The sequence below is a fragment of the Streptococcus oralis subsp. oralis genome, assembly GCF_002096595.1.
Lineage (GTDB): Bacteria > Bacillota > Bacilli > Lactobacillales > Streptococcaceae > Streptococcus > Streptococcus oralis_D.
Genome location: NZ_NCUR01000008.1, coordinates 108,866 through 130,513, shown reverse-complemented (window position 1 = coordinate 130,513; position 21,648 = coordinate 108,866). Strand labels below are relative to the sequence as shown.

At 42.4% G+C, this 21,648-nt stretch carries 9 protein-coding genes; 8 read left to right on the top strand and 1 reads right to left on the bottom strand.

Translation table 11 applies throughout. The annotated features are described in order from the left end of the window. Window positions 1-40: 40 nt before the first annotated feature. The 6 genes from ileS (at window position 41) to B7714_RS01635 (ending at window position 17,353) form a co-directional block, all read left to right on the top strand. Window positions 41-2,833 (top strand): isoleucine--tRNA ligase, encoded by a 2,793-nt coding sequence (gene ileS / locus B7714_RS01660; protein ID WP_084859463.1) that lies wholly within the window; start codon window positions 41-43, stop codon window positions 2,831-2,833. A 299-nt stretch (window positions 2,834-3,132) separates the two neighbouring features. Further along, the gene (locus B7714_RS01655) at window positions 3,133-9,558 is read left to right on the top strand and encodes a ZmpA/ZmpB/ZmpC family metallo-endopeptidase (protein WP_239823548.1); all 6,426 of its coding nucleotides are present in this window, start codon (window positions 3,133-3,135) and stop codon (window positions 9,556-9,558) included. 248 nt (window positions 9,559-9,806) lie between these two features. Then, window positions 9,807-10,187, top strand: a complete 381-nt coding sequence (locus tag B7714_RS01650; protein ID WP_000849881.1) for a hypothetical protein — start codon at window positions 9,807-9,809, stop codon at window positions 10,185-10,187. A gap of 233 nt (window positions 10,188-10,420) precedes the next feature. After that, window positions 10,421-15,931, top strand: coding sequence for a ZmpA/ZmpB/ZmpC family metallo-endopeptidase (locus B7714_RS01645; RefSeq protein WP_084859461.1), 5,511 nt, complete (start codon window positions 10,421-10,423; stop codon window positions 15,929-15,931). A 151-nt stretch (window positions 15,932-16,082) separates the two neighbouring features. Next, window positions 16,083-16,463: a hypothetical protein gene (locus B7714_RS01640; protein ID WP_084859460.1), complete on the top strand. Its 381-nt coding sequence runs from the start codon at window positions 16,083-16,085 to the stop codon at window positions 16,461-16,463. 197 nt (window positions 16,464-16,660) lie between these two features. Further along, a complete protein-coding gene (locus tag B7714_RS01635) occupies window positions 16,661-17,353 on the top strand; it encodes a phosphoglycerate mutase (protein ID WP_000240130.1) in 693 nt (230 codons plus the stop codon). Window positions 17,354-17,475: 122 nt separating this feature from the next. On the opposite strand, the gene B7714_RS01630 is transcribed toward B7714_RS01635, so the two are convergent. Further along, window positions 17,476-18,048: a TetR/AcrR family transcriptional regulator gene (locus B7714_RS01630; protein ID WP_042902697.1), complete on the bottom strand. Its 573-nt coding sequence runs from the start codon at window positions 18,046-18,048 to the stop codon at window positions 17,476-17,478. Between the two features lie 141 nt (window positions 18,049-18,189). On the opposite strand from B7714_RS01630, the gene B7714_RS01625 reads away from it, so the two are divergent. Together B7714_RS01625 and B7714_RS01620 are read left to right on the top strand one after the other, a co-directional pair. Next, window positions 18,190-18,891 carry an ABC transporter ATP-binding protein gene (locus tag B7714_RS01625; protein WP_042902698.1) on the top strand — a complete coding sequence of 234 codons (702 nt, stop codon included), beginning with the start codon at window positions 18,190-18,192 and terminating at the stop codon, window positions 18,889-18,891. A 1-nt stretch (window position 18,892) separates the two neighbouring features. Continuing rightward, a complete protein-coding gene (locus tag B7714_RS01620) occupies window positions 18,893-21,592 on the top strand; it encodes an FtsX-like permease family protein (RefSeq protein WP_084859459.1) in 2,700 nt (899 codons plus the stop codon). Window positions 21,593-21,648 lie beyond the last annotated feature (56 nt).

The window sequence follows — 21,648 nt, the reverse complement described above, 5'->3', positions numbered from 1 at the left end:
CGTGGTTTTTATTTTGTCATTTTAAATTAAAGGAGTAACAATGAAACTTAAAGAAACCCTCAATCTAGGGAAAACAGACTTTCCTATGCGTGCTGGTCTTCCAACCAAAGAACCAGTTTGGCAAAAAGAATGGGAAGAAGCAAAACTTTACCAACGTCGTCAAGAATTGAACCAAGGAAAACCACATTTCACTTTGCATGATGGACCTCCGTATGCAAACGGAAATATCCATGTTGGACATGCCATGAACAAGATTTCCAAAGATATTATTGTTCGTTCTAAGTCTATGTCAGGATTTTACGCTCCTTATATCCCAGGTTGGGATACACATGGTCTGCCAATCGAACAAGTTTTGGCAAAACAAGGTGTTAAACGTAAAGAAATGGACTTGGTTGAGTACTTGAAACTTTGCCGCGAGTATGCTCTTTCTCAAGTTGATAAACAACGTGAAGACTTTAAACGTTTGGGTGTTTCTGGTGACTGGGAAAATCCTTATGTGACTTTGACTCCAGACTATGAAGCAGCTCAAATCCGTGTCTTCGGTGAAATGGCTAAAAAGGGCTATATCTATCGTGGTGCCAAGCCAGTTTACTGGTCATGGTCTTCTGAGTCAGCCCTTGCAGAAGCGGAAATTGAATACCATGACTTGCTTTCAACTTCCCTTTACTATGCTAACCGTGTCAAAGACGGAAAAGGTGTGCTTGATACAGATACTTACATCGTTGTTTGGACAACAACTCCATTTACCATCACTGCTTCTCGTGGGTTGACTGTTGGTACGGATATTGATTACGTAGTCGTACAACCTGCTGGTGAATCTCGTAAGTTTGTGGTTGCTTCAGAATTGTTGAACAGTTTGTCTGAGAAATTTGGCTGGGCTGATGTTCAGGTCTTGGCGACCTATCGTGGGCAAGAACTCAACCAAATCGTGACAGCTCACCCATGGGATACAGCAGTAGATGAGTTGGTAATCCTTGGTGACCACGTTACAACAGACTCTGGTACAGGTATTGTCCATACGGCTCCAGGTTTTGGTGAGGATGACTACAATGTCGGTGTTGCCAATGGTCTTGAAGTTGCAGTGACAGTTAATGAACGCGGGATTATGATGGCAAATGCTGGCTCTGACTTTGAAGGTCAATTCTATGACAAGGTGGTACCAACTGTTATCGAAAAACTGGGTGATTTACTCCTTGCTCAAGAAGAAATCTCCCACTCCTACCCATTTGACTGGCGTACGAAAAAACCAATCATCTGGCGTGCTGTTCCACAATGGTTTGCCTCAGTTTCAAAATTCCGCCAAGAAATCTTGGACGAAATTGAAAAAGTGAAATTCCACTCAGAATGGGGTAAAGTGCGTCTTTACAATATGATTCGTGACCGTGGCGACTGGGTTATCTCTCGTCAACGTGCTTGGGGAGTTCCACTTCCTATCTTCTATGCTGAAGACGGAACACCAATCATGACTGCTGAAACGATCGAGCACGTGGCTCAACTCTTTGAGGAACACGGTTCTATCATCTGGTGGGAACGTGATGCCAAAGACCTCTTGCCAGAAGGATTTACACATCCAGGCTCACCAAATGGCGAGTTCAAGAAAGAAACAGACATCATGGACGTTTGGTTTGACTCAGGCTCATCATGGAATGGAGTAGTGGTCAACCGTCCAGAACTCAAATATCCAGCAGACCTCTACCTAGAAGGCTCTGACCAATACCGTGGTTGGTTCAACTCATCACTTATCACATCTGTTGCCAACCATGGCGTAGCACCATACAAACAAATCTTGTCACAAGGTTTTGCCCTTGATGGTAAAGGTGAGAAGATGTCTAAATCTCTTGGAAATACCATTGCACCAAGCGATGTTGAAAAACAATTTGGTGCGGAAATCTTGCGCCTCTGGGTAACAAGTGTTGACTCAAGCAACGACGTGCGTATCTCTATGGATATCTTGAGCCAAGTCTCTGAAACTTACCGTAAGATCCGTAACACACTTCGCTTCTTGATTGCCAATACATCTGACTTTAACCCAGCTCAAGACGCAGTGGCTTACGATGAGCTTCGTTCTGTTGATAAGTACATGACCATCCGCTTTAACCAACTTGTTAAGACCATTCGTGATGCTTATGCTGACTTCGAATTCTTGACCATCTACAAGGCCTTGGTGAACTTTATCAACGTTGACTTGTCAGCCTTCTACCTTGATTTTGCCAAAGATGTTGTCTACATTGAAGGTGCCAAATCACTCGAACGCCGTCAAATGCAGACTGTCTTCTATGACATTCTTGTCAAAATCACCAAACTCTTGACACCAATCCTTCCTCACACTGCAGAAGAAATCTGGTCATATCTTGAGTTTGAAGCTGAAGACTTCGTTCAATTATCAGAACTACCAGAAGCGGAAACTTTTGCCAACCAAGAAGAAATCTTGGATACATGGGTAGCCTTCATGGACTTCCGTGGACAGGCTCAAAAAGCCTTGGAAGAAGCTCGTAATGCCAAAGTAATCGGTAAATCACTCGAAGCCCACTTGACAGTTTATCCAAATGAAGTGGTGAAAACTCTTCTTGGAGCATTGGATAGCAATGTGGCTCAACTTTTGATCGTATCAGAATTGACCATCGCTGAAGGTGCAGCTCCAGAGAGTGCAGTAAGCTTTGAAGATGTTGCCTTTACAGTTGAACGCGCTGCAGGTGAAGTTTGTGACCGCTGCCGTCGTATCGATCCAACTACTGCAGAACGTAGCTACCATGCAGTTATCTGTGACCACTGTGCAAGCATCGTAGAAGAAAACTTTGCAGACGCTGTCGCAGAAGGATTTGAAGCGAAATAATCAGATTAGAAATATGTCTTCTCATAGTTTAAGATGAGATGAAAAGGAAAAAGAGAGGAAGTCATTTCTCTCTTTTTTGTTGGATTCTAGTCTTCTTATATCTGAAATAGAATTGCATAAAATACGATTTTAAGTATATTTTTGGAATTTTTTATAATAATCATGAAAATCTTTAGTGCTTGATAAAAGTGTTTTTAGAAGCATTGGTTTCCTTAAAAATTGTGACAAATAAATTGAATAATCTAGTAAATTTCGGTAGAATAGAGGGGATTCAAATCATGATGAAGGAAAGATTAGGAATGAAAAGAAGTTATTTAGGAGAAAAGCACCAGCGTTTTTCATTGAGAAAAGTTTCGGTTGGTTTAGTTTCTGCTCTGGTAGGGGCTTTCTACCTTTTTAGTGGAGGAGGTTCTCTTACAAATGTAGCAGCTAGTGAACAGACGCCATCCGTCACAAAACAGATTCACTATAAGTACGTGACAGAGAGTGAACTCACGGACCAAGAAAAGCAGTTGGTAGTCAAAGAATTGCCACAGTTTGCTGAGGAAACTGATGATACTTACTATTTGATTTATCGTCCGACGAGACAGTTGCCTGCAACTGGTCACAGCCAACTCATTAGCTCAATTGCAGCGGGGGCAGGCATAGTACTACTGGTCGTAGCGATTAAACTGGGCAGAGATGATCGCAAGAAACTCGCTTCTTTCATGCTTTTGACCAGTCTAGGAAGTCAGCTAATTGCGCCAACTTCCTTGGCTTTGACAAATCAAATGCTGGCAGACTATAATCAGGAATTGACTGTACAGGTCGGGGAAACATTGCAATCCCCACTTACGATTGAAGGCTACCAATATGTAGGCTATTTGAAATCTCAAAAAGAAGTAAACTCTCCAGTTGATGGAAAGAAAGAGTTGAATCATTCGGCTCCTATTGATACTCCAGTTCAAACTTCAAACGGAAGCCAAGCGCAGGAAGAGTATCGTGCTCAGAAACCAAGTGAAGCTCCTGTCTTTGAACAACCAGAGTTAAAGGTTGATAGTAAAGAAACGAGTCGTACAGAGATTATTCCTTTCCAAGTGGAGGAAGTAGAGGCAGCTGATTTGCCGCAAGGTCAAACTGAGGTGATTCAGGCAGGGAAAAATGGTAGTCGTACCATTGTGACCCGCAGCTACATTTTAAATGGTCAGGTGATCCATACAGAGGAGGTTTCCAATCAGGTAACGACTGAGCCGACTTCTGAGATTAGAAAAGTCGGAAGCAAGGTCCTTTCTCCTACAAAACCAAGCCCAGAGGAGTCCGTTAGTGAAAAACCAACAGACGCTCCAATAAATGAAGTTCCAAGCTTAAACGTTGAAGAAAAAGATGTTACCACGACGGTAGCAGAACCCTACACTCGAGAACGAGTAGAGAGTGATAGCTTGCCAGTTGGCCAGACAAAGATAACCCAAGCTGGTCAAGATGGCGTGCGTACGATCGTCACCCGTCAGTACATGGTAGATGGGAAAGTAGAGAGAAGTCAGGAACTCTCGAACGAAGTGACAACTCCAGCAGTATCAGAAATCGTAACAGTTGGAACAGGCCCTGTTAGTGAAAAACCAACAGACGCTCCAATAAATGAAGTTCCAAGCTTAAACGTTGAAGAAAAGGATGTTACTACGACGATAGCAGAACCCTACACTCGAGAACGAGTAGAGAGTGATAGCTTGCCATTTGGCCAGACCAAGATAACCCAAGCTGGTCAAGATGGTGTCCGTACGATCGTCACCCGTCAGTACATAGTAGATGGCAAAGTAGAGAGAAGCCAGGAAATCTCCAACGAAGTGACGACTCCAGCGGTCTCGGAGATCGTAACGGTCGGAACAGCTCCTGTTAGCGAGAAACCAACAGACGCTCCTGTAAATGAAGTTCCAAGCTTAAACGTTGAAGAAAAGGACGTTACCACAACAGTGGCCGAATCCTATCCAACTAAGGAAGTGGAAAGTGCAGACCTGCCTTTGGGACAAAGGGAAGTTAGCCAAGCTGGTCAAGATGGCGTGCGTACGATTGTGACTCGTCAGTATTTAGTAGATGGAAAAGTCGAAAATACAGAGGAAATCTCTAACACTATCACAAAAGAAGCAGTTCCTCAGATTATCAAAGTCGGTACAAAACCAATTTCTACAAATGCGGATCACGCTCCTGTGGAACCAGAAAAAGGAACTCTCGACCTTGAACCCTTGCACCAATTAGTGGAAGAGGCCGATAGCATCCAGAAAACGCATCAGTATTTCAATGATACCACTGCAGATCAAGAGTCTTATAAACAGGCAGTCGCAAATGCCCAAGCTCTCTTTGAGGCATCTCATGCCAGTCAAGAACAGGTTGATTCCTTGAAAAAGGCCCTTGAAACTGCTAAGAATAATCTAGACGGCCAACCTGTTGATAAGAAAACTCTTGGAGTTGAATTTGACATGAAGGATGTGACTCAGTCTACAGTTGCTTACCAGTATGCTGATGAACAAGCCAAACTCCGCTATCGCCGTGCTCTAGATCAGGCCAAGCTCGTTTTGGACAATCCTTTCGCCAATCAAGCCTTGGTCGATCAAGTTCGGACGGATCTCGAGGCCGCTCGTCAAGCTCTGGATGGTGTCAAGAGAAAACCAACCCTCTCTCTAGTCCGTGTCGAGAAGGAAGAAGACAAACGCCAAGTTTCTCTTAGCTATCACTTGACGGATGCTACAGCTAGCTATCAATCTTCCAAAGTGCAGCTATACAAGGGTGAAACGTTATTTAAGGAAGTCGACCTTGTGGACCTCACTCAAAAATTGACGCTTGATGACTTGGACTACTATACTCCTTATACCCTCAAAACTGTCATGAAATATGACCTGGGTCAAGGGGAACAAACTAGTATAGAGGATCAACGTCCAGTTCAGCTAGATTATAAGAAGGTTGAAATCAAAGACATTGACCGCATCGAACTGTACGGTAAAAATGGTAGTCACTACCGACGTTACCTATCCCTGTCAGAAGTGCCGTCTGATTTGGACAACTACTATGTCCGCATTCAGTCAGACAAGTTCAAGGATATGCTCTTACCAGTTTCTAAGATTACAGATAAGGGGAATGCCTACTCCGTAACGGTATCAGCTAATCAGCTCGTCGAGGGAGAAGGGGATCATTATCGTCCAGATTACTCTTTTGAACTGCCGAAAACGCCTCTTAGCCAAGAAGGTGTCTATACGTCTTTCAAAGCGCTCATAGAGGCTATGAAGTCAAACCCGACTGGAAACTTCAAACTAGGAGCGGATGTTTCAGCAGATGAGATTCAGTTGGAACAGTCTGCGACAAGCTATGTTCCAGAAGAATTTTCAGGTAGTCTAACTAGTCGAGTGGATGGAAAAGATTATACCATCTACAACTTGGCAAAACCACTCTTTGCAACCTTGAAAAATGCCACCATCCAGCAACTGACCTTGAAATCGGCTGCAGTTTCAGGTAAGGACTCTATAGGGGCCTTGGCTAGCAATGCTCAAAATGCAACGATTACGGATGTTTCTGTAAGTGGTAGTCTATCTGGGAACAAGCATATCGGTGGACTCGTAGGAGTTGCCCAAAACACAAAACTAACCAATGTTGCCTTTAAAGGATCCATCACCAGCACCCAAGATGGGGGACAGGAGTACAATATTGGTGGCCTGGTCGGTAATTTCCACGGCAACCAATCACTGGCGCAGAAGAGTCAGGCGGATGTATCTATCCAAGTAACGGGTCGAAATGGAGACCAGCGTGTTGGAGGCTTGATTGGTCGCTTGCAAAATGGAGCTAGATTAGAAACTTCTTATGTGTCTGGTTCTATCCAAAATGGAGGTCATTCTGGCCAAGTCGGTGGAGCAATCGGATCTACTTGGAACAATGGACAGGTCCGAAATGTCTTGACCAGTGTCAAGGTTCAAAATGGTCATGCGATGACAGGAGATCCCTATCCTGAGGCATCTGTTCGGGACTCTTATGTTCTTGAAGGGACTACAGCAAATCGAAAAGATGAGCGTTTTGTCCGTTCTATTTCAGAGGCCGATGCGCAAGCCAAACGTCAGTCCTTTGGAATCATTTCAAACTTGACAGACCAGGAGCCATTGCAGCAAGCTTATCAGTATCAAACAGACTATAGTCGAGTGAGGGGAGCCCAGGAGTCCAGAAAGCAAGCCTACGAAAATGTAGAAAAACTATTACCATTCTACAACAAAGACTTCATCGTTCATACAGCCAACCAATTAGCTGAAGATGATAAACTCAACAAAGTAGCCCTGCTAGATGTGGTTCCGATGAAAGATGAGACACTGATAACAGATGTCAACAGCCATAAGGGTGAAATCAATAGACTGATGCTGCATTATGCAGATAAGACGATCGCTTATCTTGATCTGACCTACAAGGGTGATTTTGCCAATGGCCAGATTGCAGAATATAGCATCGCTGATAAGAATTTGATCTATACGCCAGAAGCCTTCTTATCTGACTATCAGACCATTAAAGAGAGTGTCTTGGATGAACTCAAAGCTGTGACTTATGACTCAACTGCAGTGCGTAAGGTACTTGGAATTGGTGAAACAGCTTCCTTAGATGATCTTTATCTGGAAAAAGCCTTTGAACAAACCAAGGCTGAACTAGGTCAGGAGCTCCTCAAGGTACTTTCAGTTGATAAGTCGATTAACACCTTAGGCCCTGCTGTAACAGATGCGATTAGCCAAAAGATTCTGCAGAACAAAGAAGCCTTCATGCTTGGTCTGACCTATCTCAACCGCTGGTACAATGTCAACTATGGAACGTTCAATACCAAAGATCTTAATGCCTATAAGTTTGATTTCTTTGGCAACCAAGCAGCTTCGACACTGGATACTATCATCGCTCTCGGAAACTCTGGAATGGGCAATCTTCGAGCGCAAAACAACTTCAATGCTTACCGACAATCCCTAGCCAAGGAAAAAGGCAAAGGAGACCTCTTTGCTTACTTAGAAAGTCTGCGCGAGCTCTTCTTACCAAACAAAACCAACAGTGAGTGGTTCAAGGAAAATACCAAGGCTTATATCGTAGAAGCTCGTTCAAGTCTGCCAGAAATTCAGGCTAAACAGGACAATGCAGATCGTAAGAGTAAGTATACAATCAAGGTCTACGACAGACTGACTCAGGGAGATTGGGGCTTCAAGCAAATGGTTCTCCAGCTTCTGACCTTACCTGAAAGAGATGTCTATATCATCAGCAATATGTCGACTATTGCCTTTGGTAGCTTTGGAGGCTACAGGAAAGAAGGTGGTAGAGTTCTCTCAGGCGAGGAACTCCATCGACGTGTTGAAAAACTTGTGGATCAATCAGCTGAATGGCAACGAAACCACTATGACATGTGGTACAACATTTTAAGTCCAAATAGGAAAGACACTCTATTCAGACGGGTGATCGTTACAGACGGTTTCTTTCTTTATAATGATAAAGGCCAGCAATATTGGGCTCCGCGTAATGATAAGACCTCTGTTGCTATGTACAATTTCTTTGGTCCTGCTGGGAAGTATCACGGAGACAATGGACTAGGGGCTTTTGCCAATGGTTATGAAGTCTTCTACGTCTATGACCAGATGCTGGGAGCTTCTGGAACCATGGTCTATACCCATGAAATGACCCACAACTCGGATGGTTCTGTCTATTTTGAAGGACATGGTCGTCGTGAGGGTGAAGGACCTGAGAGCTTTGCTACAGGGATGTTAGAGTCTGTAACCAATGTTAGCGAAAAAGGTCTCGTACTTAATAGCTTCTATCAAGGAGATAAAGATTCGACCACACGTTACCATACCTATGATCCTGTTGGCCGATTCTCCTCAGCAGATGCTCTTCGAGACTACATGCATGGAGTCTTTGACGTACTGAACCTTCTGGATTATGTTGAAGGGGATGTTGTTACTGGTGTTCTAACTGATCAACAGAAAATGAAATGGTACCGTAAGGCTGAAAATTATAACTTTGAAAAAACTTCTTATGGTAAACAAGCCCACGCTGATGATCGAATTGTCCCTATAACTGCCGAAGAAGCAGCCAAACTAAAATCTGTCGATGCTCTGGTTGATCATAATATCATTGGACGTCGGGACGGTTGGGATAGGGCTAGCTTTGGACGAAATGGCTACTATATCATCAATATGTTTGCTTCCTTCTATGCAGCTCTGGACAATCCAACTGGTGCACCTGGTGGGCTTATGTTCCGCCGTAGAGCCTATGAATTACTCGGAGACAAGGGTTACCAGCAAGGATTTGTCCCATATGTATCTGGCCAATACGCTGGCCAAGCGCTTAAAGAAGGTCATAAGACCTACTCAATCTGGAACCGTGGAGATGTCGGAGTAGTTGGAGATGATTTGGTTTTCAAAAATCTCTATGGTAGCCAGTATGAATCATGGAAGGATTTGAAGAAAGCTATGCTAAATGAGCGATACAACAAGGCTCAAAACTTCCTTCGCCCTATCACTATCGAGTTTGAAGCAGGAAAACTAGATAGCAAACGACAAATTACGATTTCTTCTTATGAGGAATTACAAGATTATATGTACTTAGCAGTACTAGCGGATGCCTCAGCTAAGAACATTGATCGTGCCTTATCAGACAGCTCTAAGAGCAGTGTCGCCCAACTCAAGTATCGTATTTTCAATGCTTATCTACGTGCTACAGACGATTTCAGACAGTCTATCTTTGAAAGATAAGTCTCTTGCAAAAACAGACACGAAAAAAGAAGATCCAAGTGATCTTCTTTTTTTAGGTGAATGGCTTGCTCAGTGGAGAAGACGAATGAATTTACAAACAAATTGATACATGACAGATTCCTTACTCTAAATGTCTGGAGAGAAATTGGAAATCATTCACCATCTAGTATACTCGTTTTGAAATTTCTTTTGTTTTTCATGAAAATATGATAAAATGATAGTTGTAAAATTTTTTTAAGGAGATTCGGATGAAAACAAAAGCACTTGCTCGCGTAAATGCGATTTTTGGTCTTATTTCAGGTATCGTCTTGCTGTTGGCACCTCTTGTTATGTTTATGATAGCTGTCGGGGCTGCTGCGGCGACGGAGGACTCTGATGCAACAGTTGGTATATTGACGATTTTTTCAATCATTTTGGCATTGGTAAAAATTGCTGTCTTGGTTTTAGGAATTGTGTCTATTGTGTATTACAAGGACGATGAACGTGTGACGCCAGCACCGTCTGTTTTGTTTATCGTAGGTGGTTCTGTTGGATTGATCCCATTCTTGGGATGGGTAGGAGGAATTCTGACAATCATTGGTGGATCCCTCTATTTTGGACTTTTGAAAAAATTCGAGATTCAAGAATAATGACTTTTTGTTAGGAGTATTTTCAAATAAGAGAAGGCGCTTAGCCTTCTTTTTTTGTCATCAACGACAGATAAATTTTACAGGATAAATAAGCTTTTACATTCGTAAAATCTAAAGCATTTATTTGAGACAAGGAAGTATTTTTATAGTATAATGGTGGATGTGAAATACCTATATCAAAATATAATACTAGTTATTTTCTTGATAGAAGGTAAAAGTTGAGAGGATTTAGAATGAAAAAGTTTTTTGGAGAGAAGCAGCATCGTTTCTCCTTACGAAAATTAGCAATTGGACTTGTGTCAGCTTCGATTTCAAGCCTATTTTTTGTGTCCATTGCTAGTAGTGGAACCGTATTTGCCCAAGAAAATGTAGCTGTTCACTACAAATATGTGACGGATACGGAGCTGAGTAGGCAAGAAAAAGACTTGATTGTCAAGGATATTCCTAAAATTGCGGAAGATAGTGAGAGCACCTATTATCTAGTCTACCGTATGGATGAGAAAGCCCAGCTGGGTCAGTTGCCCAATACAGGTGGGCAGAATAGCCTTACTAGTGTTTTAACTGGTGGAGCCCTAGCTTCAATTGGCCTTCTTATTTTTGTTGTATCCAAAAAGAAAGGCAAGAAGAAAGTCCTCTTGAATGTGATTTTGGTAACGGGGATGAGCAGTGGTTTGGCTTCTTCGGTTCAGGCTATTGAAAATCAACTTTTGCTCCAGTACAATCAAGAATACCAATTATCTCAAGGAGATAGTTTGCCTTTGCCACGCGCTCTGTCAGGATATACCTACCTAGGCTATATTAAGCAAGACAAGGACGCTAGTCTGCAAGAAACTGCTGATAGGGATCAGAAACTTGACTATACAGTTCACCCTCATTTTCAGGCCAATGAAGGTAGGCAAAAGGCAGGAGATGAGCAGAAAGCTCCGTCTCCTACACTCCCTGCTGAGAAGCCAATCCTTTCTCAAGATTTATCTGATTCAAAACCGTCTGGTCTTGCTAGTGTGGATCCTCAGGATGAAGTCTTGGCTGGTCGCGTGAACAAACCAGAGCTCCTATACAAAGACCAAGAAATTGTAACCAAACTAGAGTTTTCAGAAGCGGTTCAAGAAAATCCAGAACTAACAGAGGGAACCATCCATGTTAAACAAGAAGGTCGTGCTGGGAAGAAGATTGAACTTGTTCGCATTTTCACTATTGAAAACCAAGAAATTTCTCGGGAAGTTCTCTCGACTAAGATAGAAGAAGCTTTGCCACGTATAGTAGAGAAAGGGACTAAGAAGGCAGTAGCTGCAAGTGAAGCACCTCAGTCTGCAAAAAAGGGAGAGCCTAAGACGCAGGCTCCATTACCAGAATATACGGGCGAGCAAGCGGGAGCGGTTGTTGCCCCTGAGACAGCTGAAAAACCAGAATATACTGGCACCCAAGCAGGAGCAGTCGTTGAACCCGAGCAAGTCGCTCCACTACCTGAGTATCAGGGAACTCAAGCTGGTGCCATCGTTGAGCCGGAAAAAGTTGAGCCAGAGGTTGGGGGCGTCCAGTCAGGGGCTTTGGTGGAACCTGAAACAGCTGAAAAACCAGAATATACAGGCGAGCAGTCTGGAGCAATCGTAGAGCCTGAACAGGTGCCACCAACACCAGAGTATACAGGAACTCAAGCTGGAACGATTGTAGAACCCGAGCAAGTTGCTCCGCTACCTGAATATCAGGGAAGGCAAGCTGGTGCTATCGTCGAACCTGAGACTCAGTCTTCCCTACCAGAGTATAAAGGTGAGCAAGCAGGGGCAATTGTTGAACCGGAGCAAGTCGCTCCTCTTCCAGAATATACTGGTAATACCGAGCAAGTAAAACCGAAAGCTCCAACAGAAAAACCAAAAGAAAAAGATCCAGAGAAGACGCTTGAGCTAAGAAATGTTTCGGATCTGGAGTTGTATAGTCAGACCAATGGTACTTACAAACAACACGTTTCTTTAGACGAGGTTCCAAGTAATCCAGAAACTTACTTTGTCAAGGTTAAATCTTCGTCATTTAAAGATGTCTATCTACCAGTCGCTTCAATAACTGAAGAGAAACGAAATGGTCAGTCAGTTTATAAAATTACAGCCAAGGCTGAGAAACTCCAGCAAGAGCTAGAAAATAAATATGTCGATAATTTCACCTTCTACCTAGCTAAGAAGGCTAGAGAGGAAACGACAACCTTTACTTCCTTTAGCAACCTCGTCAAAGCTATCAACCAGAATCTCTCTGGAACCTATCATTTAGCAGCTAGTTTGAATGCCAACGAAGTGGAGTTAGAGCCTGAAGCTAAATCCTACATCAAGGGTACATTTACTGGTCAGTTGATCGGTGAAAAAGATGGCAAGCAGTATGCTATTTACAATTTGAAAAAACCACTGTTTGAAACCTTGAGTAGTGCCACAGTAGAAAAATTGAGTCTGAAAAATGTCTCTATTTCAGGGAAAGATGATATCGGTGCACTGGCCTATGAAGCGCACAATAGCACAAAGATTCAGCAAGTTCACGTCGATGGTGTTCTCGCCGGTGAACGTGGTATCGGTGGTTTGCTGGCAAAGGCTGAGCAATCAAGTATCACAGAGAGCAGTTTCAAGGGAAGAATTATCAACACTTATGAAACGACTGCTGCCTACAATATCGGTGGTCTGGTCGGTCATTTGACAGGAAACAGGGCTTTGCTGACGAAGTCAAAAGCGACAGTAGCCATTTCATCCAACACAAATAGTTCAGATCAGACTGTGGGTGGTCTTGCAGGTCTAGTAGACCGAGATGCGAAAATCCAGCATAGCTATGCTGAGGGGGATATCAACAATGTCAAACACTTTGGTAGAGTCGCGGGAGTAGCAGGCTATTTGTGGGACCGAACTTCTAATCTAGAAAAGCATGCTGGAAGTTTGACCAATGTCCTCAGCGATGTCAATGTAACCAACGGAAATGCCATCACTGGTTACCACTATAATGATATGAAGGTGAAGGACACATTCAGCAGCAAGGCCAACAGAGTCTACAATGTCACCTTGGTCAAGGATGAGGTCGTCAGCAAGGAATCCTTTGAAGAAAGAGGAACGATGCTAGATGCTTCTCAAATTGCAAGCAAGAAAGCAGCAATCAATCCTCTCACTCTACCAACAGTGGAGCCCCTCTCAACAAGTGACAAAAAAGACAGTGATTTTTCTAAGGTTGCCCATTATCAAGCTAAGCGCGCCTTGGCTTATAAAAATATTGAAAAATTGCTACCTTTCTACAACAAGGCAACCATCGTCAAATATGGAAACTTGGTCAATGAGAACAGTCTGCTATATCAAAAAGAACTCTTGTCAGCAGTTATGATGAAGGATAACCAAGTCATCACAGACATTGTTTCAAACAAACAGACTGCAAACAAACTTTTGCTTCACTACAAGGATCATTCATCTGAGAAGCTCGATCTCAAGTACCAGAATGATTTTGCCAAATTAGCGGAATATAGTCTAGGAGATACGGGCCTTCTCTATACGCCAAACCAATTCTTGTATGACCAAAGCTCTATCATCAAGCAAGTCTTACCTGACTTACAAAATGTTGATTACCACTCAGAAGGCATTAGAAAGACACTTGGTATTTCTCCAAACGTCAAGCAGACTGAGCTCTATCTAGAAGACCAGTTCGCCAAAACAAAACAACATCTGGAAGACAGTTTGAAAAAGCTCTTGTCAGCAGATGCCGGACTGGCTGGTGACAACCCAGTTACCAGAGGCTATCTTGTAGATAAAATCAAGCGCAACAAAGAAGCCTTGCTACTTGGCTTGACCTATCTGGAACGTTGGTATAACTTCAGCTATGGTCAGGTAAACGTCAAAGACCTGGTTCTGTACCATCTGGACTTCTTTGGTAAGGAGAATGCTTCACCACTAGATACTCTGATTGAGTTAGGTAAATCTGGCTTTAATAATCTTCTTGCTAAGAATAATGTCGATACTTATTCTATTAGTTTAGCCAGCCATCATGGAACGACAGATTTGTTTAGCACGCTAGAAAATTACCGAAAAGTCTTTCTACCAACCACAAGCAACAATGACTGGTTTAAATCAGAGACTAAGGCTTACATCGTTGAAGAAAAATCCACTATCGAAGAGGTGAAAGCGAAGCAAGGATTAGCTGGCACCAAGTACTCTATCGGTGTTTATGACCGCATCACGAGTGCCACATGGAAATACCGCAATATGGTCTTGCCTCTCCTAACCTTGCCAGAGAAATCAGTATTTGTCATCTCGACCATGTCTAGTCTAGGATTTGGAGCCTATGATCGCTACCGAAATAGTGACCATAAAGCGGGCAAGGCTCTCAATGACTTTGTTGAAGAAAATGCGCGTGAAACAGCCAAACGTCAGCGAGATCACTACGATTATTGGTATCGCATTTTAGATAATGAGGGACGTGAAAAACTCTATCGTACCATCTTGCTTTATGATGCCTATAAATTTGGTGATGACACAACCTCAGGAAAAGCTACATTGGAGGCTAAGTTTGATAGTTCCAATCCAGCCATGAAAAACTTCTTTGGACCAGTTGGCAATAAGGTAGTTCACAACCAGCATGGAGCCTACGCAACAGGTGATGGCGTCTACTATATGTCTTACCGTATGCTGGACAAGGATGGAGCCATTACATATACCCATGAAATGACCCATGATTCCGATCAGGATATCTACCTTGGCGGCTATGGTCGAAGAAGTGGCTTGGGACCAGAGTTCTTTGCAAAAGGTTTATTGCAAGCCCCTGACCAACCAAGTGACGCAACCATTACCATCAATTCTATCTTGAGACACTCAAAATCAGATAGTGCAGAGGGCTCCCGTCTGCAAGTCTTGGATCCGACAGAGAGATTCCAAAACGCATCAGATCTTCAGAGCTATGTCCACAACATGTTTGACCTCATCTACATGTTGGAATATCTCGAAGGACAATCAATCGTCAACAAACTGAATGTTTACCAGAAAATGGCGGCTCTCAGAAAAATTGAGAACAAGTATGTGAAAGATCCAGCAGATGGAAATGAGGTTTACGCCACTAACGTAGTCAAAGAATTGACAGAAGCAGAGGCCCAAAACTTGAATAGTTTTGAAAGTTTGATTGACCACAACATCTTATCAGCTCGTGAGTACCAGACTGGCGACTATGAACGAAATGGCTACTATACCATTAAACTCTTTGCCCCAATCTTTTCAGCTCTCAGCAGTGAGAAAGGCACGCCAGGGGACCTTATGGGGCGTAGGATTGCTTACGAACTTTTGGCTGCCAAAGGCTTTAAGGATGGAATGGTACCTTATATCTCCAACCAATATGAAGAAGCTGCCAAACAAAAAGGTAAAACCATCAATCTCTATGGTAAAACACGAGGATTGGTGACAGATGATCTTGTATTGGACAAGGTGTTTGAAGGCAAGTATGCATCTTGGGCAGATTTCAAGAAAGCCATGTACAAAGAACGTGTGGATCAGTTTAAAAACTTGAAACAAGTGACCTTTAAAGATCCGACAAAACCATGGCCAAACTATACGACAGAGACCATCAATCAAGTGAGTGAATTGCAAGCCCTCATGGATCAAGCTGTTATCAAGGATGCTGTAAGTCCTCGTTGGAGCAACTATAATCCAGAGTATGACAGTGCCGTTCATAAGTTGAAGAGAGCAATCTTTAAAGCCTATCTTGACCAAACAAACGACTTCAGAACCTCTATTTTTAAGAAATAAGGGTTGGAAAATGAAAAGGGAGGATCGACAGATCTTCTCTTTTTATGTCCGGCTGTCTGAAAGCTGGTAGGCGATTTGTTTGTGACTGAGAAGGTCTTTTGTTTCTTGGGGAAATGTGGTAGAATAATAGCTACGAGAGAAGGAGGTTCTTATGGAGAGAGATAGATTGGTTCGACTCAATTGGAGACTGGGTATGCTGGCAGGTATAACCTTGCTTTTGGGACCTGTTCTACGATTTTTGCTATCCTATACTGGGGCCATCATCTATAAAGATCCTTCAAAAATGCTGGTTGTCACGGTTGCCTTTTCCCTGCTCCTGACATTTTTTAAGATTTTGATGATTGCATTAGGAACCTTTATGCTAATCTATTTCGAAGAGGATCAACAACTTCGAATGCTGCCATCTATTTTATTTATCATTGGTGGCGTGCTGGGCTTTCTTTCAGCGACCGAGTGGATAGGTGGATTGCTAATCATTAAAGGAGCTGTTTCTTTTTCTAAATTTTTGAAAGAAGTCTATGGACTTGTCTGATAGTCTAGTGAAAACAACCCTAGGAAGGGTTGTTTTTGTGTTTCAAAAACAATTTTTAAAAGTAGATTGCTGAGAGAAGAGTCATGTTGAGACTCTTCTCTTTTTAGTTGATTTTAACTAGCTTTTTTGTGAAAAATTGTGTAAAATAGAATAGATAAACGAGGACAACCTCGAAAAATAAAAGGAGAATCCATCTAATGGTAAAATTGGTTTTTGCTCGCCACGGTGAGTCTGAATGGAACAAAGCTAACCTTTTCACTGGTTGGGCTGATGTTGATTTGTCTGAAAAAGGTACACAACAAGCGATTGACGCTGGTAAATTGATCAAAGAAGCTGGTATCGAATTTGACCAAGCTTACACTTCAGTATTGAAACGTGCAATCAAAACAACAAACTTGGCTCTTGAAGCTTCTGACCAATTGTGGGTTCCAGTTGAAAAATCATGGCGTTTGAACGAACGTCACTACGGTGGTTTGACTGGTAAAAACAAAGCTGAAGCTGCGGAACAATTTGGTGATGAGCAAGTTCACATCTGGCGTCGTTCATACGATGTATTGCCTCCAAACATGGATCGTGATGATGAGCATTCAGCACACACTGACCGTCGTTACGCTTCACTTGACGACTCAGTTATCCCAGATGCTGAAAACTTGAAAGTGACTTTGGAACGTGCCCTTCCATTCTGGGAAGACAAAATCGCTCCAGCACTTAAAGATGGTAAAAACGTATTCGTAGGAGCTCACGGTAACTCAATCCGTGCCCTTGTAAAACACATCAAACGCTTGTCAGACGACGAAATCATGGACGTGGAAATCCCTAACTTCCCACCATTGGTATTCGAATTTGACGAAAAATTGAACGTAGTTTCTGAATACTACCTTGGAAAATAATTTATAAACAGAAAGCCTAGGATTCCTAGGCTTTTTTGTATCTAAGTTAAAAAAGGCAATTTAGCTAATTGAAAAAGTATAAAATGAGAGGAAGCAGTTTATACTGTAGTGGGGTGGATGAATTAATCTTCTTTTGATTCGTAGCTCCAGTGTTCGTAGTTATAGGTTGATAAGATTATATCCGTGATTTCTTCCGGTTCTTCTTGAGCTCCCCCAGCAATCCAAAGAGAAATAATTCCTTCAATACTTGATAAGAAGATTTCCAAAGCGTATTTGTGAGGAATTTGGAAGTTTTCAGATAAGAAATGACGAGTCTTTTCTTTTTGATTTTCAGTTAGAATAATGCTACTTAGAAATTCACGAATTGCACCACGAAAGTCTATGTAATGACTTTGGGACAAGGCGTTAATAAGGCGTTCGTTCGAACGTAATATATAGAAGTTGGCTAACATAAACTTTCTAGGCGATTCTCTTTCTTTTTCTAAAAAAATGTAGAGCTGGGAAATAATTTCACTTTTAAAACTGTCAATCATTTGATATTTGTCTTCATAGTGTAGATAGAAAGTTCCCCTATTAATTCCTGCCCGTTTACAGAGCTTACTAATTGATATATTTTCAAATTTATCCTCTGATAGCAGCTGAATCAAAGCTTCTTTGATATCTTCCTTAGTAGTAGTTTTTCGTTTCTGAACCATTTTGTCTTCCTTCTTCTTAAATCAACACTTTGTTGATTTTTGATTATTGCTTTTTGACTTAGCCCATTATATAATATTTGTGATTTAGAATCAACATCTTGTTGATTTAAGAAAACGAGCTTTGAAAAGGAGATAAACGATATGGCTTATATTGAAATGAAACACAACTACAAGCGTTATCAGGTTGGGGATACGGAGATTGTGGCTAATCGTGATGTGAATTTTGAAATTGAAAAGGGGGAGCTGGTCATTATCCTTGGTGCTTCTGGTGCTGGAAAATCAACGGTTCTCAATCTCCTAGGAGGTATGGATACCAATGATGAGGGAGAGATTTGGATTGATGGTGCCAATATTGCCAACTATAGTTCGCACCAACGAACAAACTATCGTCGTGAAGATGTAGGCTTTGTTTTTCAATTTTACAATCTGGTCTCCAATCTGACAGCCAAGGAAAATGTGGAATTGGCCTCAGAAATCGTGACAGATGCCTTGGATCCAGAGCAGGTTTTGACAGATGTAGGGCTAGGTCATCGCCTCAATAACTTTCCAGCCCAGCTTTCTGGAGGGGAGCAACAGCGAGTCTCCATTGCACGCGCTGTAGCTAAGAATCCTAAAATTCTCCTTTGTGATGAACCGACAGGTGCCTTGGATTACCAGACAGGGAAACAAGTCTTGAAAATTCTCCAAGACATGTCTCGTCAAAAAGGAACGACGGTGATTATCGTGACCCACAATGGCGCGCTAGCCCCTATTGCAGATCGCGTGATTCATATGCGTGATGCCACGGTTAAGAGTGTGACGATTAATGAGAATCCACAGGATATCGATATATTGGAGTATTAGCATGAAAAAAACATATCGGAAAGACCTATTTCAGTCAGTGACGACTTCAAAGGGACGCTTTGTTTCTATCTTGACCTTGATGATGCTGGGTTCTTTAGCCCTAGTAGGACTCAAAGTGACTAGCCCAAACTTGGAACGCACGGCAGGGGATTATCTCCGTAAAGCCAATGCTTTGGATCTGGCAGTGATAGCTGATTATGGCTTGGACAAAGAAGATCAGGACGAACTAAAGACCCTTCAAGGAGCAAGTGTTGAGTTTGGCTATATGGCAGACCTAACCGTTGAAAATGGTGAGGAAGCAGTTCGACTTTATTCCAAACCAGAGAGCATTTCAACCTTTCAAGTGACAGAAGGGCGACTGCCAGAAGCTGATGAGGAAATTGCCTTAGCTGATTTCTGGAAAGACCGCTATCAGATTGGGCAGACCATTACCTTTACTAAGAAAGAAGAAAAGTCCATCGTAAAATCCCAAACTTTTACAATTACTGGATTTGTTCAGTCGGGTGAGATTCTTTCTAAAGAAGATTTAGGAAGTGCTAGTAGTGGAAATGGCAACCTGACTGGCTATGGAGTAATTTTACCCAGTCAGTTTGACTCAGATGTTTATAGTATTGCGCGTGTGCGCTATGACGATTTAAAAAATCTGGATACTTTTTCATCAGACTATAAGACCAAACGAGCCCAACATCAGGAAGAGTTGCAAGACTTACTTGCTGATAATGGTCAAAAAAGATTGGCAAGTATTAAAACAAATGGGCAAAAGAGCCTGAAAGATGGGAAAGAACAGCTCCAAACTGCTGAAAGCAACCTTGAAAATGGTAAGAGTCAGTTAGAGCAGACTGAAAGTCGCTTGAAAACGCAAGAAGAACAAGCGACCGCTTTACCAGAACCGCAAAAGAGTCAAATCGAGGGACATCTGACAAAAGCTAAGGAAGAACTGGCGACTAAAAAAGAAAAACTGGCTCAGACAGAGAGTGATCTAACTAAGGAAAAAGAGAAGCTTGAACAGCGTCAGAAAGACCTTGATGAACTGGCAGAGCCGAAATACCACGTATACAATCGCCAAACCATGCCAGGTGGTCAAGGCTACCGCATGTACAGCAATTTATCAACAAGTATTCGTTCTATCGGAAATATTTTCCCCGTGGTGCTATATATGGTCGCTGCAATGGTGACCTTTACAACGATGACTCGCTTTGTAGATGAAGAACGCACCAATGCAGGTATTTTCAAGGCCTTGGGTTACCGCGACCGAGATATTGTTGCCAAGTTTGTCCTCTATGGTTTTCTTGCAGGAACTGTGGGAACCATTATAGGAACACTTCTTGGACATTATCTTCTTGCAGGGGTGATTTCAGATGTTATAACAGCTGGGATGGTTGTTGGAAAAAGTCACGAGTATTTCTATTGGTCTTATAGTATCCTTGCCCTAGCCTTGAGTTGGGTATCCAGCGTTTTGCCGGCTTATCTGGTAGCGCGGAGGGAATTACACGATGAAGCAGCCCAACTCTTACTTCCCAAACCTCCCGTTAAGGGATCAAAGATTTTGCTGGAACGACTGAGCTTTATTTGGAGTCGTTTGAGTTTTACTCATAAGGTTACGGCAAGAAATATCTTTCGTTATAAGCAACGAATGTTGATGACCATTTTTGGAGTTGCAGGTTCAGTTGCTCTCTTATTTGCTGGTCTTGGTATTCAGTCATCTGTGGGAGGAGTTTCCGAACGCCAATTTGAACAAATCCAGCAATACCAGATGATTGTAGCAGAAAAGAGCAGTGCAACGGAGCAAGAAAAAACAGATCTAGAAAGTGCCTTGCAAGCTGAATCGATCCACGCTTATCAAAAGATTTACTCTAAATCCATTGAAAAAGATTTCAAAGGAAAAGCAGGACTTCAAACCATCACCATGATGGTTACTAGTGGAGAAGACTTTAAACCTTTTATCACATTAGAGGAAAATGGTCAAGAGGTGCTGGTCACTGATGGAGCGGTCGTGAGTCAAAAATTAGCCCAACTAGCAGGTGTTACGGTTGGAGATGAGCTGGAGCTTGATGGGAAGGAAATCAAGGTCGCGGCTATTTCTGAAAACTATGTTGGACACTTTGTTTATCTCAAACGAGCGACTTACGAACAAGTCTATGGAACCAGTCCGCAAGACAATACCTACCTAGTAAAATTAAAAGACCCAACACCTTCCAATACGGAGAAAGAAGCGGCTATTTTCATGGAAAAAGCTACTGTTTCTGGGGTCGTCCAAAATGTGACAGCCATCCATCTCTTTGAATCCGTGGCTAGTTCGCTCAATAAAACCATGGCAATCCTTGTCCTTGTTTCCGTCTTGCTAGCCATTGTCATTCTTTACAATCTCACTAACATTAATGTGGCAGAACGTATCCGTGAACTTTCCACTATCAAAGTTCTCGGTTTCCATAATAAAGAAGTGACCCTCTATATCTACCGTGAGACCATAGTGCTGTCCCTTGTTGGGATTGCTCTCGGTTTGGTAGCTGGCCACTATTTACATCAATTTTTGATTCAAATGATTTCACCAGCCACCATACTCTTTTATCCTCAGGTCAACTGGGAAGTCTATGCTCTTCCAATCGTCGCAGTGACTGTGATTTTAGCCTTACTAGGTATCTTTGTCAATCACCACTTGAGAAAAGTGGATATGCTCGAAGCCCTGAAATCAGTAGAGTAATTCATTGCTTTAAACAGTAAATCAGTTGACAAAGTCCCTGCTTCTTGGTAGAATAA